The 24,472-nt window shown below is 57.6% G+C and carries 19 protein-coding genes and 1 pseudogene; 5 read left to right on the top strand and 15 right to left on the bottom strand.

Annotation, left to right across the window (positions count from 1 at the left end):
• Positions 1 to 276: 276 nt before the first annotated feature.
• The 3 genes from ACP7CJ_RS26770 to ACP7CJ_RS26760 are packed head-to-tail and all read right to left on the bottom strand — an operon-like array spanning position 277 to position 2,002.
• Complete coding sequence (locus tag ACP7CJ_RS26770; RefSeq protein WP_426102779.1) at positions 277 to 933, bottom strand: DUF799 domain-containing protein; 657 nt, start codon at positions 931 to 933, stop codon at positions 277 to 279.
• Positions 930 to 1,292 carry a DUF4810 domain-containing protein gene (locus tag ACP7CJ_RS26765; protein ID WP_426102777.1) on the bottom strand — a complete coding sequence of 121 codons (363 nt, stop codon included), beginning with the start codon at positions 1,290 to 1,292 and terminating at the stop codon, positions 930 to 932. The genes ACP7CJ_RS26770 and ACP7CJ_RS26765 overlap by 4 nt, the downstream gene beginning before the upstream one ends.
• 29 nt (positions 1,293 to 1,321) lie before the next feature.
• Positions 1,322 to 2,002: a CsgG/HfaB family protein gene (locus ACP7CJ_RS26760; RefSeq protein WP_426102775.1), complete on the bottom strand. Its 681-nt coding sequence runs from the start codon at positions 2,000 to 2,002 to the stop codon at positions 1,322 to 1,324.
• A gap of 329 nt (positions 2,003 to 2,331) precedes the next feature.
• Between ACP7CJ_RS26760 and ACP7CJ_RS26755 the strand changes: the two genes are divergently transcribed.
• On the top strand, positions 2,332 to 2,943 hold the full coding sequence (locus ACP7CJ_RS26755; protein ID WP_276195750.1) for a hypothetical protein: 612 nt from the start codon (positions 2,332 to 2,334) through the stop codon (positions 2,941 to 2,943).
• Between the two features lie 16 nt (positions 2,944 to 2,959).
• Complete coding sequence (locus ACP7CJ_RS26750) at positions 2,960 to 3,547, top strand: hypothetical protein (protein WP_426102773.1); 588 nt, start codon at positions 2,960 to 2,962, stop codon at positions 3,545 to 3,547.
• Between the two features lie 91 nt (positions 3,548 to 3,638).
• Here the strand turns inward: ACP7CJ_RS26750 and ACP7CJ_RS26745 are convergent, their stop codons facing one another.
• Together ACP7CJ_RS26745 and ACP7CJ_RS26740 are read right to left on the bottom strand one after the other, a co-directional pair.
• Positions 3,639 to 4,259 (bottom strand): hypothetical protein, encoded by a 621-nt coding sequence (locus tag ACP7CJ_RS26745; protein WP_426102771.1) that lies wholly within the window; start codon positions 4,257 to 4,259, stop codon positions 3,639 to 3,641.
• A gap of 215 nt (positions 4,260 to 4,474) precedes the next feature.
• Positions 4,475 to 4,867, bottom strand: coding sequence for a DUF2846 domain-containing protein (locus tag ACP7CJ_RS26740; RefSeq protein ID WP_247401806.1), 393 nt, complete (start codon positions 4,865 to 4,867; stop codon positions 4,475 to 4,477).
• A 508-nt stretch (positions 4,868 to 5,375) separates the two neighbouring features.
• Here ACP7CJ_RS26740 and ACP7CJ_RS26735 point away from each other — a divergent pair.
• The 3 genes from ACP7CJ_RS26735 (at position 5,376) to ACP7CJ_RS26725 (ending at position 6,582) form a co-directional block, all read left to right on the top strand.
• Positions 5,376 to 5,633 carry a hypothetical protein gene (locus ACP7CJ_RS26735; RefSeq protein WP_426102783.1) on the top strand — a complete coding sequence of 86 codons (258 nt, stop codon included), beginning with the start codon at positions 5,376 to 5,378 and terminating at the stop codon, positions 5,631 to 5,633.
• A gap of 203 nt (positions 5,634 to 5,836) precedes the next feature.
• Entirely contained in the window at positions 5,837 to 6,079 is a 243-nt protein-coding gene (locus tag ACP7CJ_RS26730; RefSeq protein WP_426102781.1) for a hypothetical protein, read from the top strand.
• A 221-nt stretch (positions 6,080 to 6,300) separates the two neighbouring features.
• A complete protein-coding gene (locus ACP7CJ_RS26725; RefSeq protein WP_426102769.1) occupies positions 6,301 to 6,582 on the top strand; it encodes a hypothetical protein in 282 nt (93 codons plus the stop codon).
• Positions 6,583 to 6,781: 199 nt separating this feature from the next.
• Here the strand turns inward: ACP7CJ_RS26725 and ACP7CJ_RS26720 are convergent, their stop codons facing one another.
• The 10 genes and pseudogenes from ACP7CJ_RS26720 to pgaC all read right to left on the bottom strand — a co-directional run bounded on the left by ACP7CJ_RS26720 (position 6,782) and on the right by pgaC (position 24,471).
• A complete protein-coding gene (locus ACP7CJ_RS26720) occupies positions 6,782 to 7,198 on the bottom strand; it encodes a hypothetical protein (RefSeq protein WP_426102767.1) in 417 nt (138 codons plus the stop codon).
• A 299-nt stretch (positions 7,199 to 7,497) separates the two neighbouring features.
• On the bottom strand, positions 7,498 to 7,977 hold the full coding sequence (locus tag ACP7CJ_RS26715; RefSeq protein WP_426102765.1) for a pentapeptide repeat-containing protein: 480 nt from the start codon (positions 7,975 to 7,977) through the stop codon (positions 7,498 to 7,500).
• Positions 7,974 to 10,223, bottom strand: a pseudogene (locus tag ACP7CJ_RS26710) (VENN motif pre-toxin domain-containing protein); the annotation flags it as partial. The gene ACP7CJ_RS26715 and the pseudogene ACP7CJ_RS26710, both read right to left, overlap by 4 nt.
• A gap of 95 nt (positions 10,224 to 10,318) precedes the next feature.
• Positions 10,319 to 10,777, bottom strand: coding sequence for an SMI1/KNR4 family protein (locus ACP7CJ_RS26705; protein WP_128591908.1), 459 nt, complete (start codon positions 10,775 to 10,777; stop codon positions 10,319 to 10,321).
• 6 nt (positions 10,778 to 10,783) lie between these two features.
• The gene (locus ACP7CJ_RS26700) at positions 10,784 to 11,125 is read right to left on the bottom strand and encodes an HNH/ENDO VII family nuclease (RefSeq protein WP_083351518.1); all 342 of its coding nucleotides are present in this window, start codon (positions 11,123 to 11,125) and stop codon (positions 10,784 to 10,786) included.
• 207 nt (positions 11,126 to 11,332) lie between these two features.
• Positions 11,333 to 11,680, bottom strand: a complete 348-nt coding sequence (locus ACP7CJ_RS26695; protein ID WP_426102763.1) for a hypothetical protein — start codon at positions 11,678 to 11,680, stop codon at positions 11,333 to 11,335.
• Positions 11,681 to 11,685: 5 nt separating this feature from the next.
• Entirely contained in the window at positions 11,686 to 20,457 is an 8,772-nt protein-coding gene (locus ACP7CJ_RS26690; RefSeq protein ID WP_426102761.1) for a hemagglutinin repeat-containing protein, read from the bottom strand.
• Between the two features lie 31 nt (positions 20,458 to 20,488).
• A complete protein-coding gene (locus ACP7CJ_RS26685; RefSeq protein WP_426102759.1) occupies positions 20,489 to 22,213 on the bottom strand; it encodes a ShlB/FhaC/HecB family hemolysin secretion/activation protein in 1,725 nt (574 codons plus the stop codon).
• Between the two features lie 432 nt (positions 22,214 to 22,645).
• Positions 22,646 to 23,128: a poly-beta-1,6-N-acetyl-D-glucosamine biosynthesis protein PgaD gene (gene pgaD / locus ACP7CJ_RS26680; RefSeq protein WP_426102757.1), complete on the bottom strand. Its 483-nt coding sequence runs from the start codon at positions 23,126 to 23,128 to the stop codon at positions 22,646 to 22,648.
• A gap of 2 nt (positions 23,129 to 23,130) precedes the next feature.
• Positions 23,131 to 24,471 carry a poly-beta-1,6-N-acetyl-D-glucosamine synthase gene (gene pgaC / locus ACP7CJ_RS26675; RefSeq protein ID WP_276195736.1) on the bottom strand — a complete coding sequence of 447 codons (1,341 nt, stop codon included), beginning with the start codon at positions 24,469 to 24,471 and terminating at the stop codon, positions 23,131 to 23,133.
• Between the last annotated feature and the right edge of the window lies 1 nt (position 24,472).

Here is a 24,472-nt window from a genome sequence, read left to right as displayed (position 1 = left end):
CCAAGTATCAGCCACTGCATCGGGCGACTGACCCACCGCTATCGGGAGCAAGCCCCCTCCCACATTTGATCTTCGGTGATGCCAGAATCGAGACGGTTAACTCAGCCCGGTGCGCTGCCTCGCCGTTAGCATTCGGGTGGAATCCTGGTTTAGATAACACCTCGATCAGTGTGGGAGGGGGCTTGCTCCCGATGGCCAAGTATCAGCCACTGCATCGGGTGACTGACCCACCGCCATCGGGAGCAAGCCCCCTCCCACATTTGATCGTCGGTGAGATCAGTCCGTGCCGTACTTCGGATTACGCGGACCGTACAGCAGCCCGGTGCGCTGCCCTGCCGAGAGCAGACGCGCACTGGTGATGCCCGCGATCGGATGCGCCGCGTCGGTGGAGCTGTTGATCACTTGCTTGACCGCCGCCGTGATCAGCATGCCCACCAGGCCGCCACCGTTGTTGTTGTTGTTGCCTTCCTCGCTAGACGCGCGCGCCGAGCCGGTCCACAGGGTGATGCCGGTGCGCAGGTCCACCAGTTTGGCCGAGGCGGTCACCGTGGTGTTGCTGGAGATCAGCATGTACTGGGTGCCGTATTCGCTGACGGTGATGTACAGCGCCGCATCCGCACCGAAGATGTCATGCAGTTTGGCTGGCGCCACGCCCTGGATATCGTTGGCGGTGGTCAGGCCGTTCTGGCGGAAGGTTTCGTCCACCAGGGCAATCGGCAGCACGTAGTAGCCGGCTTCGGCCAACGGGTAGGTCACCTGCGAGACCATGCTGTAGGACGCCTGCACTTCCGGCGATTCATTGATCGGCGGCAGTACCAGGATCGACTTCGGCCGCGCCTGTTTGTACGCCGTGTAATCAATGGTCTTGGGGGCAGCGCAACCGCCGAGCAAGGCCAGGGCGAGCAAGGCGCCGGTGAGTTTCAATAGGCTCATTTAGTGGCGACTCCGGTCTTGGCGTTTTTCAGCAAAAAGTCCATGTACGCGACGGACTCGGGGAACAGCGCCTTCTCGGTGCGGAACTCCTGCACCATCTGGTCATCCTTGCCCATGCTCAGGTACAGCATGCCCAGGTGGGCGTGGTAACCCGGCGGCGCTTTGCGGCCACTGGCGTTGATCTTTTGCAGATCGCGCTCCAGGGCCTCGACCTGCGCTTCCTTGGGCTCGCCCTTGAAGTACTCGTAAACCTGCGGCTGGTAGCTTTCCCATTGATACAGGGGTTGGGGCGCCGTCTGGCACCCGGCGACCGTCGCGATTGCTGTCAGCATCAGCGCCAACTTCACTGCCTTGCTCATCCGTGTATTGCTCCTTGAGGTGTTGCTGATCAGTTGCGCGGGTTCCAGGCGCCGGCGTTGATGCCGTCGACCAGGCGGTTGATCGCTTCGCGCATGGCCAGGTCGAGCACCTTGCCATTGAGGGTGGAGTCGTAGCTGGCGGTGCCGCCGAAGCCGATCACTTCACGGTTGGACAGCGCGTACTCGCCGGCGCCCTGGGTGGAATACACCACTTCGGAGGTACTGATGTTGACGATATTCAGCGCGACTTTGGCGTAAGCCACTTGCGTCTTGCCACGGCCGAGAATGCCGAACAACTGGCGGTCGCCGGTTTCTTTGCGGCCGAACTCGGTCACATCGCCGGTCACCACGTAATCAGCGCCTTTGAGCTTCTGCACGGTGCCTTTGATCGCGGCTTCCTGGGAGATTTCGCCCATGTTGTCGCGGTCCAGCACGCTGAAGCGGTTGGTCTGCTGTAAGTGGGTGATCAGGATGGTCTTGGCCTGGCCGCCGAGACGGTCGACGCCGTCGGAGAAAATGCCGCGCATGTAGCTGGAGCGGTTATCGAACTTGCCCACGGCAATCGGCACGCGCACGCCGGAATAGGCGACGTGGGCGCTGGCGACTTGTTCCACCGGCATCGCGCGGTTGCTCTCCGTGGCGCAACCGGCCACGGCCAACAGCGCTGCAGCGGCAAAGCCGGAGAGCAGGATTTGGGACAGTGTTTTCACATGTTGCTCCTAAAGTGAGGAAATCAGCAGAGCTCGGTGTAGCGCAAAACCGGGCACGAGGCGATACCCACTCCTTCAAGGTCGAAGGCGTCGGGCCAAGGGCGGCAGTTTCAGGGAGGGGGGGCAGGCAGGCCTGCGCAAAGGCAAGAACACGCGCGTAACTGACTTCATCCCTGAACATGTCGTGTCGCAACGGCTGCGACATTTTACGGGGTTGAGAGGGGTTCTCAAGGTGTTTCGTCGGATGGCGTGCGGTGACGCACATTCCTCAAGTTTTCGGCCCGCCGGTCGAGACAGTGGCCTGGCTCATTTATTAATAGGGATATTGCGTGTTGAAAAACCTCTTCCGAGCAGCGACCCTGATCGCCGCCCTGTCGATGACCGGTTGTGTGTCCTACACCGTCACCGGCCCCATTGGCGCCCCGCTCCACCCCGCCGCCGTCACCAGCCCGCGCAGCGCACAAGTCGCCGATGTGACGGTGAGCGTCGCCGACGTCAACGACGCCAACAAAACTGCCATCAGCCGCTCGCTCACCGCCCAGCTCAATCAGTACGTGAGTACTGCGGGCTACTTCAAGCAGGTCACCGAATACCCCGTGCGCCTGGGCGAGCAGGACGTGTCGCTCAAGTTCAACATGACCTCCCTCAAGGGCCACCGTGGCATCCACCCGGGCTATGTCCCCGGCGCCTTGCTGACGCTGACGGTCTGGATCTGGGTCAACGGCCCGATCTACGTCGACACCTTTGACGTGGCCGGCGACCTGGTGATCGTCGATCGCGACGGCAAGCAACTGGCGAGCGCCAAACACGAGGTCAAGTTCGAGCGCAACGTCGGCCTCTATGGTCGCGAATACTGGGCGCCAACCATGGGCGCCAAGCAACTGAACGAACTGGTCGCGCAACTGCTCGACAGCGCCACTGCCAAGCTGGCCAAACCGTAATTTCAAGGAGCGACATATGAAAGGATTGATCAAACACAGCCTGGTCCTCGCGGCCATCTTGCTGACAGGTTGCGTGTCTTACTCGCAACACGAACTGCCGCCCGTACAAACCTGGCCGCCGACCGCCAACGCACCGGCGCAAAAACCCAGCGCGTTCGTACGCACCACCGCGCTCAACCAGGTCAACAGCGGCCCGGGCAACACCGCCGCCGGCGCTCCGGCGGCGTTGTGGGAAAAGGCCGTGGCAGATTCGTTTCGCCAGTCCAACCGCTTCTCGCGGGTGAGCACCGACAAGGTCGACTCGGACATCTACGCCGACGCCACCCTGTACAACAACGAACAGTTCAGCATGGCCTCGGCGATCATCACTGGCGTGACGTTCTTCATCATCCCGTCCACGGCGAAGAACACCTTCACCCTGGAAACCGTGTTCAAGGACAAGGACGGCAAAGAACTCGGGCGCGTCAAAAAGAGTGAGTCGGTACGCACCTGGATGCACCTGGTGCTGATCGTGGGCATCCCGTTCCAGGCGGACACGCGGGAAGTGGTCGAGGCGTTGACGCGCAGCACGCTGGATGAAGCGGTGCAGCGCAAGTTGCTGTAACCCCGCCCTCTGTAGGAGCGAGCTTGCTCGCGAAAAACCAGAGAACACCGCAGGCATTCAGCATGCCCGCGGTATCGTTGCCGGCCTCAGTTCACTTGATCAGGTCAGGTCGAGTGGTCTTGAGCATCGCTGCGCTCACCGCACCCTGAACCGAACAGGTGATCATGCCTTTGCTGGTCTTGGCCAGGTCACTGGGTGCGGGCTCGACCATCAAGATGCGTTCGGCCGTATCGGTGACCAGCTTGCCCGCGTTGTCATCGCCGCCCTCCGGTACCCAGGCTGATTGCTTCTGCGACCAGATCTGCGCACGCGCGTAGATACCGTTGGCTTTCTCCAACCCCGTACCCGGAACTTTACTCAGCTGTGCGTAAAGTGCGTCGGGCGCCTGCTCGGTGTAGAAGCCCCAGTTGATGATGCGCGAGCCCATCAGGTCCTGGTCTTCGGCGAAAAAGCCGGTCAAGGTCATACCATCAAGCGTCAGTGGCGTGTCGAACATCCAGCGCTGGCCCATATCGGATTTTGTGCCGCCGCTGAGCGTGATCTTGCCGTTCTCCACCTTATGGGCGACACGCTCCTTGAGCCCTGGCTGGCTTACCTCCGCCAGGGAGTTCTGGTCGCAGGCGAGAAAACTTTGCAGGGCAGGCGCCGCGGCGAAGCTGCTGGTGCAGGTCACCAGCGCAGCGAGCGAGATAAACAGACGATGCAGTTTCATTGAAAGCTTCCTTGGGTCTAAACAATTGCGGGCCGGAAGGGTCGGGCGTTTAGCGGGGGATTTGCGTCCATACGGTGCCACTCCGGCTTATGTCGCGTGTCAGTCAACGAGGGTTGAAGAGTCGCGTGTCAGCCCCTTATCAAGCTAAGTGTGCAAGGCGGATGAACAGCGACAACGGCCAGGCTCCGAGCTCGGCCGCCTTAAGCGCTTTTAACTTACTTGCTTTCTTTTGCCACGGTGCCCAAGGACGCATCCTTGACCAGATAACGGCCTTCCAGATCGCTCAGCACTTTGAGGCTGTTGCGCGCCACGGCAAAGCCCATTTCGACTTCCTGCTTGAGGTAAACCACCTCACCGGCCTTGACGTCGATTGGCATGTCCGCCCAGTTTTCAGCCTTGGAGCTGATCACGTGCTTGCCTGGCGTCACGAAAAAATAGATGTACTGGTTACCGCGGTTGTAACCCATCTCCGAGTCGGCTTCCTTGTCATCCAGGAACACGTTGAACCGTACTAGCATCCCGACGTTGCTAGGGCGCACGACATACACCAGGCCTTTATCGGCCACGGCAGCCTTGGGCAGCGAATAGCTCGCCACGTCAGCCTGCATCTTCTCCACCGACGGGGTCGAAGAACAGCCAAACAGCGTGGCCAGGGACACAACGACAGCGGCTTTGCAGAACAACTTGATCATGTATTTCTTCCTTGTGGGTAGCGGTGGGGCGGTTTCGAAAACGCTGGCGAAGGCCGGTTCAGATTTTTGATGCGTCTGGGCATCACCAGTGTGTCGGCAGCGGATGGCATTGCATGAGGCATTGTGCCATCACTCTGATACCTTGCGCGGTTTTGGGTGAGGGGCTTATAGTCCGGCCGTCGCCCAAATGGCGATCAGGTTTGGCGACCTGACAACAGAGTGCAAAAGCAATCCGCTTTCATGCAGGTGTTTTTGCACCCGCAAAGTCGTGCCTTTTATGGCGGCTGTGCGCGGGAGACCCCCGGGTCTGCCGGTTTACTCTGTTGCCGGTTCGCCAACCTGCGTACAGCTGCCACCCATTCGTTTGGCGACGATTGAGTGGTGGCCTCAACCACTTAACAGAGTGCCAATTATGAACCGTTACATGCCCCTGACCGGCCACGACTGCACCGTCCCCGCGCTGCTCATCGACACCCAAGCCCCCCTCGACGTCCTCCACGAAGCCGCCGTGCACCGGATCCAAGCCGTCACCCAACTCCTGGAAAACCTGGCCTTCCGCGATCAGCTCAGCAGCGATGCCGTGGTGCTGCAGGACTTCGCCCATCTACTGGCGATTCCGCTGCGCGATGGGTGTGATTTGTTGGATGTGATCAGTCGCAGGCTGAACGCCAACCCGTCCTGAGTTATACCGGGCGGCCCGTCCAGGCCGCCCTGCTCAGGTATTGATGACAATTAGAAATAGGGGTCAGACCACCAGTATAAGACTAAGAAAAAACAGCCTTCGGACGACACACCACTCCTCGGATAACTCTCTTTTTAAAGAACAGAACAATAGCCACGAAAACTCCTTAAATGCAAAACGTGGTCTGACCTCTATTTCCTACCATCCCCGCACTGGTGATCGATACGCAAGCACCCCTCGATGTTCTCTATGACGCCGCCGCGTATCGCATTCGTGCGGCAACTAAATTTCTGGAGAACCTCGCATTTCGGGAGGAGATCAGCAGTGACGCGATAGTGCTTCACGACTTTGCGCTGTTGCTGGCTATTCCGCTGCGGTATGGGTGTGATTGGGCGGAAGTTGAATTCACAAAATTCACAAATGAAAATGGACGGTTATTTTTATAACCGCCTTATTTAAAGCATTTCAAATAGATAAAAATAAAAAACTAATTTTTAAAGATCGTAATATTTCAAGGTCAGCTCCACAGCCACTCAAACAAACGTTATCTGACCCCGATTACCCGCTCTACCACCCACCACGCCCGGATATAAAAGATTTCACATAATCCCACCGTGTAACTATCCAGTACACAGCAAATATTCCTGACAAGGGAAATCCAATCCAGATGAACACCCAGTTCGAATCTGTGCGAAGCAGTATACCAACCACTATGGCGACCATCATGCCGAAAAACGTACTCACCCCACACACCACCGCCAACAATGAAACTATCAGCAGCAGGGTATTTATAAGTTTACTTGCTCGCATCGACCGCCTCATTGTAAAGGCTATTGCCTTTCGTGCCCACGGACAGAAAATACAGCAACATTGCACCACCATACGGCGCCTTTTTACCAAGAATAAATTGGTTATTATCAAACTTTCTGACCGTCACATCAAACATTGATTTTTTCTTGTTCAAACCATCAGCCAACCCCATCTTCAGAGGCACTTTTACAAACCCCGGAGAAATAGGGATCAGACCACCATTATAAGACTAAGAAAAAACAGCCTTCGGACGACACACCACTCCTCGGACAACTCTATTTTTAAAGAACCGAACAATAGCCACGGAAACTCCTTAAATGCAAAACGTGGTCTGACCCCTATTTCCTCTTTGCAGCTTTATGCGCATTCAATCTAGACAAAAACCAAATCCCTACTGTAGCAAAAACGGTATAAATCAAAGCACCAGCGATTAAACCTGTTATATCAGACCATCCGAACTTCCATAGACCACCTTTAAGAAAATTTATTACTGCTCCTAAAAGTACTCCAATAATGCTTACGGACATAAACACTACAAAACAATATACAAACAACAGTGCAAATGCTTGCAAACTCGATTTCGGATTAATCATTTCTTGCCCCCCAGTGTTCCGACCTTTCCACCAATAACTTTGGAAGTAAGAAATAGAAGAAATAGGGATCAGGCCACCATTATAAGACTTAGAAAAACAGCCTTCGGACGATACACCACTCCTCGAATAACTCTCTCTTTTAAAGAACATAACAATAGCCACGAAAGCTCCTTAAATGCAAAACGTGGTCTGACCCCTATTCCCTCCAATATACATTGGTGCACTAATCGTGGTCTGACCCCTATTTTCCTTATAAGATTAAGGCATTTCAGCTTAGCCCCCCTTAACGAGAGCAACTCAACACAATAATTGCAAAATATTTTTAAAAAAATGAACAATATCCGCGAAAACCACTTAAATGCAAAACGTGGTCTGCCCCCTATTTCCCCCTGGTTTCACCGCCGAATAGGTGCCTTCAACTTTGCCAAAACCTTTTGCACCGTTACCGTTTCAGCAACTTTTCAAATCTTTATTGCACCGTACAAAACGGGGTTGAACCCACTGGGCCAAACAGTCTCGCTGTCATACTGAGCACCAGACAACTCAGACTCTTCTATTTGTTCGACTAAAAAATTAGCACCACATAGATTAGCTCCTTTAAAGCAAGCCCCTCGCACATCTAAACTCTTTAGATTTGACATCGAAAGATTTGCCCCAGCAAAAATTGCACCAACAGCAATAGCGCCCGAAAGATCGACACCTTCCATTTCTGCACAGGTCAATGTGGCATTCATTAATGCTGCATTACTCATGCAGGAGCCATTCAAAATAGCAAAGTCAAAAATAGCATTTCTTAGATTTGCATTGGCAAAATTTGCATTACTGACATCCAGCCCTTGAAATATAGCACGATGCAAGCTAGCTCCATTAAAATCCAAACCAACAAAACTGTCGCATGAATACTGCAAAGCCTCACCGGTTTCAAAATACAAAGTAATCATTTATTACCCCAATCAGCCGGATCAACTTTGACATCAGATATAGGCTTAGTCATACCCACTTTGTTAGGTGGTAGCACCCACGGTACCACATCAGGCTCTAGCCCCAGTATTTTGGCAGCAATATATCGATGATTTCCATCAACAATTACATTACCGTCCATCTTGATTGCCGGAGCTGTATCTCCAGCAAGAAGTCGATCAACGTATCTCTGAATCGCAGGTAGCGACACAAAATTTTGTGCACTAATAGTCGAATCGACTTGTAAAGCTTTTTGAATAATTTCAGGAGTTACATCCGCCCCCTTGGAAACCAGAGGCGCTTGAACTGTCGCTTTTGGACCTTTGGCGAAATCTGGACCGGCTTGCAGAACGTTTCTATCAACCAAAACGCCGAGCTCCGCGTCAGGTATTGCCCCAACCACGCTCTCATTTTTGGGTGTCATCCCCTTCGTGCTGCCTGCAACCGACTGCCCCTTAAACACGCTCGGCAACCCAGCAGCTGACGCGTTCAAAAGCCCAAGGAAAATGTTTTGGGCGCCGTCGCCCGAATCACCGTTGTAGGTCTGCACCCCACCATAAGTAGCCTGCAATACGCCACTTTCAGCCGTCACCAACCGTATCGCCAAACCCACGCCCCCGCCCAGCACATACAAAGCCGGCGTACCGATTGCAGCCTCTCCTTGGTAGTTCTGTCCGATGCGCAATGTCTTTTGCGCTTCGCGGTAAAGCTGTTCGTTTTCGCTAGGAGTGCGGTTCATCTGCGCCGACAAATCGCCGGGATAGAGCCGTTCCAGTGAAGCGTCTTTAATGGAATTCCCAGCCGCGTACGCCACATCGTTGCTTTGCCGCAGAGGACCGGGCCGCATAAGCGCGTAGATGCGACGATCAGCCTCATCCTGCCCATACGCCGCAACGAGTGCGTTTGCGTAATCCGCGAGGTACGCCAGCGCTGCGGCTTTATCGGCAGCCGACATCGAGTCTGGGTTGCGGCGCAGGCGCTCAACCAGAGCATCTGAAATCTGACCTCGCTGATCGAGCGCGATAAGCGTCTTTGCGTCCTCGACGGTGTACTTGTTGCGCTTGAACGAGTCGCGAGCCTTTTGAAGCAAAGACTCGTTGGATGGGCTCAAAAGGTTATTTTCAACAGCGTTCTTCCCAACCTGCGCGGCTGCCACCGCATTCAGCGCGTCCTTGCCAACCAACGATCCGGAGAGCCCAGCCGCCAACGTCGCGAGACTGGAAATTGTCTGCTTTTGCGCTTCGGACAGGTTTTCGTTACTGACATCGCCATACAGGCTTTCCTTGATCAGCCGCGCGGTTCCCTCCGCAGCGACAGCACCCACTGCACCTGCGAGTGCTGAGTTACCGCCAGCTTTGGCAAGAATGGCACCCAACACCGCGTGAGCCATCACGTTGGCATTCGGGTCTCCCTTGGTCATGTCCTTGACGGTTTCTGCCAGATACGGCGCCGCCGCCCCCGCCAACGCTCCACCAACACTGCCGCCCATGGCCGCTTGCACAACAGCCGTCACTGCCTGGCTGGCTTTCTGAAAGCTGCTCCCTACGCCATAGTCCTGCTGGGCACGTTGGTTGATCTGATCCCGCGTCGGGTTGGTAACCCCTTCCTGCACGAGCTTGTCTCGTGTCGCTTTGTTCACATCGCTGTTAGGGTCGTCGGCGGCCCTGATCCTGGCCGCAGCAATCGCATCGCCAATGCCCTTGGTCAGCTCCATCGAGCTTTTGATCAGGTCCATGCGTTCCCGCATGGCCTTTTCGTCAGGCTTGTCGAGGCGTTGGTTGGCGTTGGCCGTGTCACGGTTAAGGCCGACCAGGTCACCCGCTCCCTCAGGGTTACGCACCACGATCGTGCCTTCGCTAACCGCGCTACGCGTGTAGCTGTGGTCCGAGTCGTTGAGTGCCATGCCGTACAGGGCGCCCGGTGTGAGGGTACTCGCGCCGCCACTGTAGGAACCGGAGACGCTGACGCCGGCCGACTGGCTCTTGATCTCGCTCTTGTTCTTGATGTCGCTGACCAACAGGCGATCCGTCAGCAGCAGGTTTTTGTCGGCCGTGGCGTCACTGGCAATCACCGCACCTTGCAAGGTGGTGTTCTTGGCCACGTCGATGGTGTAGCCGCCCTTACCGGCGAAGAAGCCGCTCTGGTCGGTGACGGCCTGGTAGTCGCTGTTCATTTTCGACGCCGCCAGGCTCGCGGACGCGGTTACCGGGGAGCCATAACAGATCGGCAAAAATAGGGGTCAGACCACCAATATACATTGGTGTACTAATCGTGGTCTGACCCCTATTTCCCCCAACCATTTTTTAAACGCAGAATCGTTATTCAACTGAAAGACATTATTCTTTTTTCTAAGAAATCGATAAAGTTTTTCGCATACAAACTAGAAGTTTGATCAGAAAGTTCAAGCCTATAAACAGGATACTCTCCATCATTAAGACCATCGTCCGTGACAAAATAAAATGATTCCCCTGCACCCGGCGGTTCGCAGATAAATAGCCTCTCCTTCCCACACAACCCATTTCGACCGTTAACGATTGACATATAAACGATATCACCACCCCTTACACTATCAAAATCCATTTCGTAGATACTATAAATCTCCTCCCCAGATATTTCCCCGCCAGAATAAAACTTCAGCCACCATTTATAGCTATCAGGCAACTTCAACCCAAGACGAGCTTCAGCTTTATAAATCCACTCATCAGCAATCCCGTCACCATAATCAGCAAACTCAACGAAATCCGACTCTTCAATAAGATTAATTATTCTCGAATAATCCACGCCTAATTACTCCCCGCTCCGAGCCCGCAACTTCCAATAATCCGACTGATAAGAGTTAAACTCTTTAGCCTGCTTTGTCAATGTTTTTGCATTCAAGTCCGTAGGAACTGAAACATAATCAGTCGTAGGGTTTCTGTATTCTGCAGAGTCTTTGTAACGAGTATACCTAAAGCTTTGAGCGGCATTGGATGGGACATGAAGAACACTGCTATTCTGGCTATGGAAAACAGAACCAACTTCTGCAAGTGAACCACGAGTACCAGCGAATCCATTAACTTCAGTTTGCGAGAGATGATGTAACTCAACTGATTTCCCATCATACCCAATTGGTGCTCGACCCGAGGCCATCCTCTCAAGGTTTGAGCCTTCAACAGTTTTACCTCGTACTCTCCAGGTCGATAGGGCCTCTGGGTCAAAGAGGTCGTTACGTTGATAAACAGTCCTATCTAGAACTGTTGTTTTATTCCAAAAAACATCAACTTTAGGCGTTGTACTTGCAACATTACTACCCGCCGTCGTGCCCGTACCAGCAGAACCTGGCCCTTTTGCACCAAATTATTTATCTTTATAGCGAATATCTTCTCGCATAAGCCGTAAAACTTCAGACCAATTCCACAGTATTCCTGGGATATGATTTTCAGGCACAATCTTTCCGCGGTCACTTTCAGGAAAAATCTTCATTGCCGCTTCGCAATGGCTATAGAACAAATTGAAGCAATCGTCTGTAATATTATCTAGAACGATGAAGCTCTGCGCTTGCTCATCTAGAGCCTCGTATATCTTCCTCATACAGCTACATTGATCATGAGTGAAGAGTGCTCTTGTACCTTCGACAATACAATCAAACACCCCACCTGAAGTCCCCCAGCCTGAAGACTCATTTATTGATATATACATACCCATAGAGATCACCGCAAAATTAATATTTTATTTTGTTGCTCTTGTGGCAGCAACTTAATCCAGCCGTTGACCATCCCTTGGTTACCGGGCGTAAGATTTCTATAGTCGATAGGAACTATATCAGCTTTATTTAAGTGATCAATGAGCTGCCTTTGATTTTGCGCTGCATTATTTGAAAAAAACTTATTAATTTGCGAGGATCGACTTGAGTCAGTCCACATAAAATCAACCGTTTTCCCAGAATATGGCCCATCCGTAAATACAAAGTCAGGATTTTTCTGTCCTAAGATAGGCTCTACCCGTTCCAACGTACTTCCAAACGTATTTTCTAGCTGAACGGCTGCTTGGCCTTCATGCAACGCCAGCTTTCCTTTGTCAGGGTCCATACCTAACTCCTGAATTCTCCCTCGGTTATTTGAGGCAATAGGATTTACAGCGTTCAAACCTGTATCTGTATCTTTAAATACCGGCGATAAGGACGTGCCTACCTCTTTTGCACCGTTTGCCCCAAGGACGAAAACCTCACCTGACGCCTCCGTCGCCAATTTCCTTTTCGCAAAGGCAGCGGCAATGGCCGCCGAAATCCTCGCTCCCAGACCTACACCTGTGAGCGAAAGGGCCGCCTCATCCAACGCCGTGACCGGTTCAGCCGATTTCCTAGCTAATAACAACAGCCTCGACATCGCGTCTTTTGAAGCCAGCTCGTCGGTCGAGACGTTAATGAATTCTGTCGCATGTGCATCTGCCTGCTCCCGACCGTATTGAACCCATTTGTCAAACAAGCTCAATTCGCCATAAAGGCCGTCGCCCAAACCATTAAAAAGGCTCGTGTCTACAAACTGCTCTTTGGTGGAGTTGAACGCATAAACTGCAGAGCCATTGGCAATAATTGCGGTGCCGTCTTTCCACGTTAATGGAATCTTCTGATCAGCCAATTCTTGAATCGCGCCTCTGGCAATCGCCAAATCACGATCAAGCCAATCCCGCGTCGGGTCGCTGCCCCAGTTCTTTTCCAGTGCATCTAAACGGGCGTTTTCGACGGCATCGACCTTTGATCCTGCTGCCATACGCAACAAGTCTTCCCAAGAGGCATCCGATTTTGGCTTGCGCCAGGTTTTCTCTAACTCTTCAGCTTTCTTCTTGAGTAGTGGCACCTCTTGGGTCAGGTGAAGTTGTCGATTGAATACTTCGACGCCGTAACCGGTCCCGGCCCCGACAGCAGCGCCGCCGGTGCCATTCCCGGCGCCTGCTCCAGCGCCGATCCCGGTCGCAACCAACGCGGCGATGTTGTCCTGGCTGGCCTCAGATAATTTGCTGTTTTCCAACGCCTTTGCAATCGAGGGCATCAACGCAGCAGAAGCACCGGCCCCCAACGCGCCACTTTCCACGCTGCCGCTGGACAACCCAATGGCGGCACCTGCCAACGCGTGCAACATGACGCGTGCTGCTCCACCTTCTGCCCATGCGGCTCGGGTGGCCGCATCCGATTTCGGGTTCAGGGATTGCGCCTCGGCGTAATCACCCACTCGCTTGAAGATCTCGCTGGAAGCTGTATTGGCAACGATACCGACTGTCGTACCGACGGGCGCGCCACCAAGCCCCGCGGCGATCAGTCCCGTCGCGATATCGGCCATCATTTTCTTGTCGCCGCCGAACTGCCAACGCTTGGCTTCCGAATAAGCCAGATCAGCAGCACGGGCGGTATCAGCAGCACCAGGCGAGCCTGCGTCTGCTTGTTCCTTCGCCGCCTGCCCAAGCTTCTTGGCCTCATCGGCCTTCGCCCTGCCTACCGCACTGATCACCCCACTGGCCAACTGCGCCGAGCTTTGGATCAGGTCAATACGCTCTTGCATGGCCTTTTCATCAGGCCGGTCAAGTTTCTGATTGGCATTGGCGGTGTCACGGTTCAGCCCCACTAGGTCATTGGCGCCTTCGGCATTGCGAACCACAATCGTGCCTTCGCTGACCGCGCTACGGGTGTAGCTATGGTCTTTCTCCTTGAGTGCTATCGGGATGCTGCCGCCCATCGACGCACCGCTGGTACTACTGGAAGACACCGAAATACCGGCAGACTGACTTTTGATTTCGCTGACATTCTTGATGTCGCTGACGATCAGGCGGTCAGTGCTGAGCCGGTTCTTATCAGCTGACGCTTCACTGGCAATCACCGCGCCTTGCAGGGTGGTGTTCTTGCCGACATTGATGTCGTAGCCGCCCGTGCCCGTATACAAACCGCTCTGGTCGGTCACGCCCTTGTAGTCGCTGTTCATATTGGCGGCGGCAAGGTTCGCCGAGCCCGCTACGGTAGAGCCGTAGCAGAACGGCGGGATGCAGATACTGGCGCCGAAGCCTGCGCTGCTCTGTTTGCTGCGCGAAGACTCGGTGTCTTGGAGGGAGATGATATTGAGGTTGCCGCCAATATCTGCCTTGATACTGTCCGCACGAACCTGGGCGCCTTTGAGGGTGGTATCGCCACCGCTTTGTAACAACAGGCTGCCTGTATCGAGGGTGCTATTGACCTGAGTGACGGAGTTACCGTTGCCATTGTTCTTGGCACCCTGCGCTCCGAGGTCGAGGGTGAAGCCGTTTTGCTCGCCAATATTGAAGCTGGCGCCGATGGCGGTTTTACTTTTCGACCCTTCGTTTTTGCGGTCGGTGGTGTTTTGTGCGCTTTGCATCAACACATCGTTTTTAGCTAACAACAAGGTGTTGGCGGCTTTCAAGCTGCTGCCGGTGATCTGGATATCACCCTGAGTACCCGCCGCAGCGCCCGTGGCAACGATCGACAAGTCTTGCCCTGCGTTGAGCGTGCTCTGCTTGGCGGTGACACTGTTGAATTCGCTGCTGTTCTTGCTGCGGTTATTGGCCAGTTCAGTACCGATCTTGATCAGCGAACCGTTGCCGGGCGTGCCGCCGGTTTTGTTTTTGAAGCCGGAGCTTTGCGCATTGGCGTCCGAAGCCTGGCCGTTCAGGTTGTAGGCGGCTAGGGCTGCCTGGGCGATTTTGACTGCCTTAAGTCGTGGGTCATCAGCACTACGGGCCGCTTTGACGGCGTCGCGCATGCTGGTGGCGGTGTCCACTACCGAGCCCGCGATCACGCGTCCAACCGCCAAGCTCTTGGAACTGTCCTTACTGGTCTGACTGGCAGTCTCCATCCCTGAAGTAACGGTGACATTGGCACCACTCAACTCCATGTTCTTGGTGCTCACCAGATCACTGGCCACCACCTTCAACTCACGCCCCGCCGTCAACGACACATTCCCCGCACTCGAACCAATAGTGCTGCCGGTCAAGGTCATCTCATTGGCCGTGCCGTTGTGCTTCGAGCTGTTGATGTACAGCTTCTGGTTGCCGGTCATGTCATCCAGACCGAGCTTGTTGCCGGTCAACACGCCGGTCAGGTCGCGATTCTTTTCCTTGTGCATGTCGGTGCGGGCGAAGGTGTTCTGCGCCGCGTCGATGGTCAGGTCGCGGCCGGCCTGGACGGCGAGGTCGCCGGTGCTGGCCAGGGACGAGCCGGTGACGGTGGCATCGCGTTTGGCCGCGACGGTGACCGTTTCGCCGGAGACCATGCTGCCCATGGCGGTGGTGCGTTTTTCGTCGACGTTGTCCTGGACCTTGCTCGACTTCAGGCCGCCCCAGCTGCTTTTGCTTTCCTTGCGTTCGTGACGGGCGCTGTCGGCATTGCTGACGGCGAGGATATTCACGTCTTGGCCGGCGACCAGTTGGGTGGCGCCTTTTTCGGCGGTGACGGCACTGCCGGCCAGCAGCAGGTCTGCACCGGCGACGACGGTGCTGTTCGTCCCCGCACTGACCAGGCTGCCAACGTTGTTCACTACATCGGTTTCATCCAGGCGGAATTTTTTGCCCTGGGAGGTTTTCTTGGTCTTGCTGTAGAAGCTGTAGTCCTGGTCTTCGGCGCTGCGCAGGCTGAGGTTTTTGCCGGATACCAGGTACGCCTCGTTGCCGGCATTCACCTGGCTGGCCACCAGTTGCAGGTTCTGCCCGGCGCTCAGGGTGGCGTCGCCGCCGGCCTTGATCACGCTGGACACTTGCTGCACGTGGTCTCCGATGCTTTTGATTTTTTTCGAGTTGTACGTCGAATGCTGCTCGTTGGCTGCCGCGATGGCGTTGAGGTCGCGGGTGGCAATCAGGTTGATGTCGCGCTTGGCTTCGACCTGGCTGGCCACGGCGCTGATGTCGCGCCCGGCGACCACATGCAGGTCGCGGCCGGCTTCGACCACGGAGCCTTGCTGGGCGATGGTGGTGAAGTTCGAACGGCTGCCGATGTTGCCGCTGCTCAGGGTTTGCGAGGCGGTGATGTTGACGTCGCCTTTGGCCTGGGCGGTGGTGTCGGCGCCGCTTTTGAGCACGCCGCCTACGTTGTTGATGTTGCCGCCGGCTTGCAGGGTGAGGGCGTTGGCCGATTCGATGCGGGCGGCGTTGTCGACGAAGTCGCTGCGTTCGGTGCGGTAGTTGCTGGCGCTTTCGTGGGTGGTGACGGTGCGCTGGTTGAGCAGCTCGGCACCGGCGGCGAGGTTGACATCGCGACCGACGATCACGCCACCGGCGCGGTTGCTCAGGTTATTACCGCTGAGCAGGTCGAGGCGCCCGCCGGCTTCCATCAGGCCGCTGTTGGTCAGGTTGCCGCCAGCACTGGCGAGCAGGCTGCTGGTGGCGCGCAAGGTGCCGACGTTGTTGAGGTCGGTGCCGGCCATCAGGCTGAGGTCGCTGCCGGAAATCAATGCACCGTTGGGGGCCAGGCGGTTGTTGGCCTGGGCCAGGTACAGCACGGGCACCAGTACTGGCTGGCCGGCGACGGTAGCGTTTTCCAGCCAGACGATGTCGTGGGTCAGGGCGGCGACCTGTTCGGCGGTGAGGCTGACGCCTACCGACAGGTTGAGCGCGGTTTTGCTGCCGATGGCGTTGTCCATCAAGTGCTTGAACAAGTCGGCGTCGCTGGTCTGGCCGTCGATGAAGCGCTGGCCGGTGCGGGCAAGGACGGCTTGCTGGATCAGGCGTTGTTCGTAGAAGCCGTCGCCCAGGCGCTTTTGCGCGGTGTCGGGGTCGTAGCCGAGCTTGGTCAGCAGGTAATCCGAACCCAGGAACTGACGCATGTCGGTCAGCGCCGGGTTGGTTTCGATCAGGTACTTATGCGGGCTCGCCGTGAACTGGCTGGTGGGCAGGCCGTTGACGCCGTTGCCATCGTTGAGGTGGAACAAGCCGTTCTGCCCGGTGGGCAAACCAAAGCCGGGCAGGCCCAGCGGGTTGATCTGTTGCTGGGCAACATCCGGCGGCAATTGCGAGTTGAGGCTGATCAGGGTGGAGTAACCCGGTGCGCGGGTGTTGGCTTTGACACCGCTGCCCACGTAGGTGTAACCGCCGCGTACAACGCTGTTGTCGATACCGGCCTGGGCCCTCACATCGACCGCACCACCGGCCTGGATCACGGCGCCATAGCGCTGGTCCGAGGGTGCCAGCTCAGTCGTCTTGAGGCCGACCCATTCGCGTTCCATGGTGCCGATAAAAGCGGCCATGGCAGCTTCGACGCCGCTCATGTTCTGCGGATCGTAATTCGCGCCGCCGATCGAATAGCGCTGGCTAAAGGCAGCGGCCGGCCCGGCCCAGATTTCCGGGTGGCGACTGCGCTCGGAGGCGAAGATGCGTTCGCTGAGGGTGTCGTGGGTCACCAGGCCCACGTTGGTCAGTTGGTTGACGGTGGCGGTCAGATTGCCGCCCGCTGCGATGCTACTGCTGCTGTTGAGCAACGCTCCACCAGTGAGCAACATGTTGGCGCCGGAGGTGATGCTCGAGGCCGCGCTGGCTTGCGTGACAATCAAGTGCTCACGCTGGGCAATCAGGTACGGACGGTTTTCCTTGCCGCCGTCGCAGTCGCCGCCGGTGACGTTGAAGATGCAGGCCGTGGGCGTGATGGACGCGCTGTAGATACCCGATTCGCTGGTCAGCATCGTGCGGATATTCTGGATCGTGCTCGCCGCGAGGATCAGGCCGGCGTCGGTCTGGATCGAGGATGAGCTGTTGATAATGCTGCTGGCCAACCCGCCCTGGCCGTCGCGGTCCACGCGCAGGTTGCCCATGGCGTAAATGTCGGCGCCGAGGTTTTTCAGGCGGTCAACGCGCAGGCCCATGTCGCCACCGCTGAAGATCAGACCGTGGTCGTTGAGCAGGCTGGCGGCGGTGACGGTCATTGCCCGGCCGCTGCCGAGGGTGCCGAGGTTGTTGACGGCGGCAGCGCGCAGGCTGAGGTCGGTGGCGGCAGTGACGCGACCGCTGTTGTTGAGGGCCCCGCCGAACGTCAGGTCGAGACTGCCGTTACTGGCGATGGCGCCAGCGGTGGTCCAGTCCTGGCCGCGGCCGATCAGGCTGCTGCTGCCGAGCAATTTGCCGCTGGCGGTCTGCTGCAGGTTGTCGACGTTGACCGTCAAGCGCCCTGCCTGAATTACCGTGCTGTTGGTCCAGCTGGCTTTGTTGAGCGTCAGGTCGCCGTGGGTCACCAGGCTGCCACCGACGTCATCGAGGCTGATGCCGCTGAGGTCGAGCGCGCCCGTGCCCACATGCAGCACACTGCCGCCAGTATTCTGGAACGTGCCGGCGGCGAGGCTCAGCTCGGTGTTGGCGGTTTCCAGGCTGCCGCTGTTGTTCAGCAGGCCATCGATGGCGTAACGGGTTTTTCCGCCGGGGCCGAGTGCCCGCATCTGGCCACTGTTGGTCAGGCTGGCGGTGCCGATGTCGAGGGTCGTGGCGCTTTCTATCAAGCCACGGTTAGTGAGCGAGCCACGCAGCCTGACGTCGACGGTTTGCCCGGCGATCTGCCCGGCGTTGTCGACATTGCCGCCACGCAGGGACACGCGATTGGCGGCGAACACGGCGCCGTTGCCGTTGTTGAACTGGCTGGCGTCGATCAGCACATCACCGGCCTTGGCCGCGAGCCGCCCACCCGTGTTGTCGAGGCTGCCGAGCGTCAAGTCAAGGCCGGCTTTTTCGCTGTGGATCAAACCGTTGGTGCCGTTCTGCACCAGGCCGCTGGTAGTGAGTTTCACGCCAGCGTTGGCCGCCAGCGTACCGCTGTTCTGGTTGTCGATACTGTTGGCGAACAGGGTCAGCAGACCCTGGCTGGCGAGTTTTCCGCCCTGGTTATCGAGGTGGCCGGCACGCTGGACCAGCAACGGCCCGCCACTCGCCAGCTTGCCGTTGCGGTTGATCAGATCACCGATCAGGTCGAGGGTGATCGCGCCGCCGCTGGTCAGGCTGCCGGTGCCGTTGTCCAGGGTTTGGCCGCGCAGCTCTATCGCGCCAGTGCTGTCGATGGAGCCGCCCTGGCTGTTGTCCAGCAAGCCGCTGACGATCAGGGTTTGCGTACCGTCGCTGGAGATCACGCCGCCATGGCTGTTGTTGAGCTGGACGCTGTTGACGGTCAGGGTGTTATCGCTGAGCAGGCGACCTTTGTTCTGGTTGTCGACGCTGTCGGCAGTGACGTTCAGCGCCTGTCGGGCACTCAAGGTACCGCCGCGGTTGTTCAGGGTTTGCGTGGCGGTGGCGGTGAGCGTGCGGTTGGCAACCACCGTGCCGGTGTTGGTGATGTGCTGGGCGTCGAGTTTGACGTCGCCATTGGTATTGCGGGTGTTGTCGGCGTTGACGCCGGCTTCGATGATGCCGTTGTTGGTCAACTGGCCGTTACTGGTCAGGGTGATGCTGTCGCGCGCGGCGAGGGTCTTGCGGTTGTTCAGCTCGCCTTTGGTTTGCACCTTGAGCGTGGTACCGGCGTACACCGGCCCGCCGGCGTCTAGGCTCGCCGCCTTGATGTCTACCGCGCCGCTGGAGGCGGCCTGCGCCATGCTCAAATGGCCATTGGCATCCAACTGAATATCCCCACCACTGGCCGCCAACGTACCGTCGAGCTTCACGCCCACGCCGGCTTCGGTGCCGACCAGTTTGATCGCGCCGGCGTACATGCCGCCCAAGGCGCTGGAGTCGATTGCCAGTTCCGGCTTGGCGCTGCCATCGTCGGCGCGCGCGGTGGTTTTCAGGCTTTGCGCGTCGACGTCATTGCGCCCGGCGATCACGGTCAACTCGCGCGCATTGATCTGCGCATTGATCTTGGCCGAGCGGGTGATGATTTCGAAGCGGTCGACGTTGCTCGCGTTCAAGCCCTGGCCGTCAATGGTCACGGCACCGCCGTCGACCTGGTAGTGGTCCAGGCGGCCGACGGTGTCGATGACGGGTTTGCCGGTGGTCAGGGTGGCGTTGGGGGTGTTGATGAAGCCGCAGCCGTTGCAACTGATGCCGTAGGGGTTGGCGACGATGACCTTGGCCGACTGCCCCGCCACTTCGGTGTAGCCGCGCAACTGGCTGGGGCTGCCGCCGTTGACTTCGTTGAGGATGACGCTGGCCGCGCCGCCCTTGAGGTTGGGGTTGCCGACGATGATCCCGCCCAACTGGGTGTTTTGCAGCGGGCCGCTGGCGTTGTTGAGGATCACGCCGTTGGGGCCGACGTTGTAGTCCTTGAACTGGTTGTGCGACAGGCCACTGCCGTTCGGTGTGGCGATGTTCACCACCGGCACGCCATTGCCCGCGGCGCCGACGCTGGTGCCGGGCGCGCTGACCACGATGCCCTCGGCCTGGGCCAGCAGCGGCTGCCAGAACAGCGCGTTGGCGAGGATCAACGCCAGCCCGCGCTTGGGCAGGCCGAAGAACGCGTCGCGCGGCTTCAGTGCGGCAGAAGGTTGGCGGGCCAGAAAGGCAAATTGGCGAACATCCATTTTCAAATTCTCGATGTAACGGGGCGTTGAATTACAGGAAGAAATCCATACGGAAGTAGATCGGCGCTTCGCGCTCGCTCATCACTGCCGGGCGTTCCAAAGAATGGGCAAACGTCACGCTGGTGCTGACGTGTTTGCCCCGGGCGAACAGCTCCAGGGAGTTGCTCGAGACCCGACCGTGTACGTCGTCGTTGTAGCGACCGTGGCTGATCACACCTTGGTCGTAGCCGACGCTGGCGCCGTATTCGGCAAAGGCCGGGCGCAGCCAATCGAGCGTCACCGGGCGCGCCCAGCGCACGTCGTTGCGCCAGTAGCCGCCGCTGTCGCCGCTCAGTTGCTGGTCTTTGAAGCCGCGCACCGAGGCCGAGCCGCCGAGGCTGATGCGCTGCGGGCTGAACAGCACGTCTTCACTGCGTTGGCCGGTAGCCAGGCTGGAAAAACTGAAGGACTCGCCCCACAGCGTGAACGGCTGCAGGTAGCTGACGGTGGCGGTGTATTTGCGGTAGTTCGGCGTGGACGTGAGGTTGCCCTCGCGATCGCGTTCCTGGTTGTTGCTTTGCGCATCGAAGGCGCCAATACCGTTCTGCATGCCCAGGTCGAAGTTGACGAACCCGCTGCCGATACGCCGCCCGTGGTTGATACCCACCTGCAATTCGCTGAGGCGGTTACTGCTGGGGCCCAGGCGCGCATCGAGCAGGTAGTTGTTGGTGCGCAAATGGGCGAGGCCGACGTTGACCGAGGTCTTGCTCACGTCGTCGCGATGGATCACGCGCTCGGCGCGCAGTTGGTGGTTCTGGCTGTCGCCGTACTGCTTGAGCTTATAGCCATTGAGGTCGGCCAGGGTGCGGTAATCGCTCTCGCTGTAGGTGTAACTGAAGTTCCACCAGCCCCACGGCACGTTGTAGTAGAGCATGCTGTTTTTCGAGGTTTTCTGGTGGTCACTGACGGCATCGTGGCCGCCGCGCAGCACCAGTTGGTCGGCCAGGCCGAGCGGGCTGTCCCACTCCAGGCCGGCGCCCCATTGCTGTTCGCCGGTGCTTTTTTGCCCGTCGTTGTTGCGCGATAGGCTGGCGCGCCAGGGCTTTTGTGGGGTGTTCTTGACCACGACGTCACTGCCGCCTACCTGGGTGCCGGGGGTCAGTTCCATTTGCGCCTGCTTGGAGGGCAAACGGCTGAGCTGGTCCACCAGTTGCTCGACTTCGCGCAGGTTGAGCGCCGCGCCGACCTTGCCGGGAAAGGCCATGGCCAGTTCGCGATCGGTCACGCTGCTGCCTTGGGCGCCTTTGAGTCCTTCGAGTTTGCCTTCGACCACCAGCACCTGGAGGTGGCCGCTGGAAAGGTCTTGCTGCGGCAAGTAGGCGCGGCTGGTGACCCGGCCTTTGTCGATGTAGTAATCGGTGATGACCTTGAGCAGTTCATTGAGCTGCGACACGCCCAGGCACTGGCCGACATAGGGTTTGAGCAGGCGTTGGCGGTCGGCGGCGGGCAGGCTGTCGGCGCCTTTGAGCGTGATGTCCCGGATCGGGAAGCAACGGCTGTCGGCGGGCGTGGCCGGGGCCTGGGGCTTGGCTTCTTTGCCGGGCAGGTCCTTGAGCTCGTCGAGGCGCCGGCGCTGCTCGTCGAGCAGGCGGTTCTGGCGGTCGCGGATCAGGTCCTGATCGCCCGGCGTGGGGGCGGCCGTGGCGCTGTTCAGGCTTAACCCGGCGAGCAACAAAGTACACAGAAGATACCGAGTCCGTGGCAATAACAAAGACATGTTCGATCCGTCGAAAATCAAGGCGCGGCAAACTAACATCGAACTTCGGCTGACCCAAGAAAATGGATTAGTTGCACGTCAGTTCTAGTTAGTTATGCAATACACTGATTAATAACAATAAAAATAATCAAAAAAGACGAAAGGTTCTTCATCGGAAGTATTGTTCCGACAAACGGCAACTATTTTGATGTTGATTCAGCGAATACCTTATTAATTGCCACTACTTGGCCATCAAGTTATTGCCGAGTTAGGTTAGTACCGGGAAAGACGGAAAAGTTCGCAAGAATTTTGTGAACTAGAGCTCATTTATCGACATTGCAGGGAAAGCCGATTGGGGACGAGCGGCAAGCCTGATGCGGCAGAGCCGGTGGAGGCGCTGTAGAGCCTCGCCGGGGCTCCACAGCGACCACAAAGGGCGGCTTGGTTTGACCTTCAGCCGATGTCCTTGCCTTTTTCCTGGCCGGGCACCAGGGTCAGCGGCGGGCGTTCCACGTCGCGCGAGACATGCGACTTCACGTCCTCGACGCCGCCATGCTCATCGTTGTGGATGACCAGCACACCCGGCCTGCGCAGTTGCTCCAGGGCTCCCTCCTCCAGCTTAAAACTTTCACTAAGGTGCTTGTCACTGAGCACATTGGCCTCGGCACGGCGCTGGGCGAACTTGCGCCCCTTGCGTTGCTGGTAACGCGCCCAACTGATCAGGATCACCGCGTTGAACAGGGCGATCCACAGGTAGATTTGCAGGGTGTTGAGCGCCGCGAAAATCGGCGCTTCCAGGCGTGGGCCGCCATGGCTGTCAAGCATCGACGCAATGCCGCGCATCATCAGCCAAATCAGCCCGCCCCAGGCCAGCAGGGTCAAGAGCACATCGATGCCCCACATCACCGGGTGTTGACGAGTTCGGACCAGTTTCATGATCACACGTCCTCATTGGCAGGTTTGATACCGCGATCCGGGCTGACCCAGCGCGCGCGCTTCTGATGCTGTTTGAACAACACCTTGGGAAAACTGACCAGCGTGGTGAACAAGCTGACCAGCCAGAACACCATCGGGTACCACACGGTCCAGAACAGGGTTTTCCACAGGTCCTTTTCGTAGCGCCGGTCGATCAGGATGCTCACGGCAAACTGCACCAGGCACACCATCGCCAGCACCAGCCCGGTAAACGCCGGCGGCACCAGGGAGTCCACCGCAATCGCTTGGGGCAAGACCATGAATTTGCCCAGCCCCCAGAAGATCACCGACAACAGGAAGGTGAAGGCCCAGCCGGTGGACAGGCAGTATTCGAACAGCAGCGGCCACAGGTAGCGATGCCGCCATTGCCAGATGCCACGGATGTTCTTGAACAGCACTTCGGCGCCACCCTGGGCCCAGCGCAGGCGCTGTTTCCACAGGCCTCCGACGGTTTCGGGCATGAGAATCCAGCACAGGGCACGTGGCTCGTAGAAGATGCTCCAGTGATCGAGTTGCAGCTTCCAACTGACATCGATGTCTTCGGTGATCATGTTGGTGCTCCAGTAGTCGATGCGGTCGAGCGCCTTTTTACGGAACGCCACCACCACACCGGACACCGTGAAGATCCGCCCGAATACGCGCTGGGTGCGCTTGATCAAGCCGATGATCGAGGAGAACTCGCCCACCTGCACGCGGCCGATCAAGGTCGAGCGCGTGCGGATGCGTGGGTTGCCGGTCACGGCACCCAGGCGCGGGTTGTCGAGCATCGGCGCAACCAGGTAGGCCGCCGCGTTTTTGTCGAGCAACGCGTCGCCGTCGATGCACACCAGGTACTCACTGCGCGCCGCCACGGCGCCCATGCGCAAGGCCACGGCCTTGCCCTGGTTCTGCGCCAGGTGCAGCACCCGCAGGCGTGGATGCTCCAGGGCCAAGGCGTCGAGCACCGCCGCCGTGTTGTCCTTGGAGCCGTCGTTGACAGCGATCACTTCAATGTTCGGGTACGACTGGCCCAGCGCCGCATGAATGGTTTCGGCGGCGTTATCGCCTTCGTTGTAGCAAGGGATGATGATCGAGATCAGCGGGTTGCCGGCCAGGGTCGGTGCCGGCGTGTCTTCTTCCCAAGGCCAGTGGCGTTCCCAGTGCAGCCAGAAGTACAAGCCGCCGGCGATCCACAGCGCCGACATGAACAGCGGGTAGAAGAACACGAAGTCCATCAGGAATTGCCCGGTGATCAGGAAGATCAGCCCCAGAGGCACGCCCAACACCAGCGCCAGTACGAATAAAGCCAGGATTCTATCGAACATG

The organism is Pseudomonas sp. PSPC3-2, from assembly GCF_049897085.1.
Lineage (GTDB): Bacteria > Pseudomonadota > Gammaproteobacteria > Pseudomonadales > Pseudomonadaceae > Aquipseudomonas > Aquipseudomonas paraveronii.
Note: the sequence above shows the minus strand (reverse complement) of the source record. Positions and strands in the feature narration are given on the sequence as shown.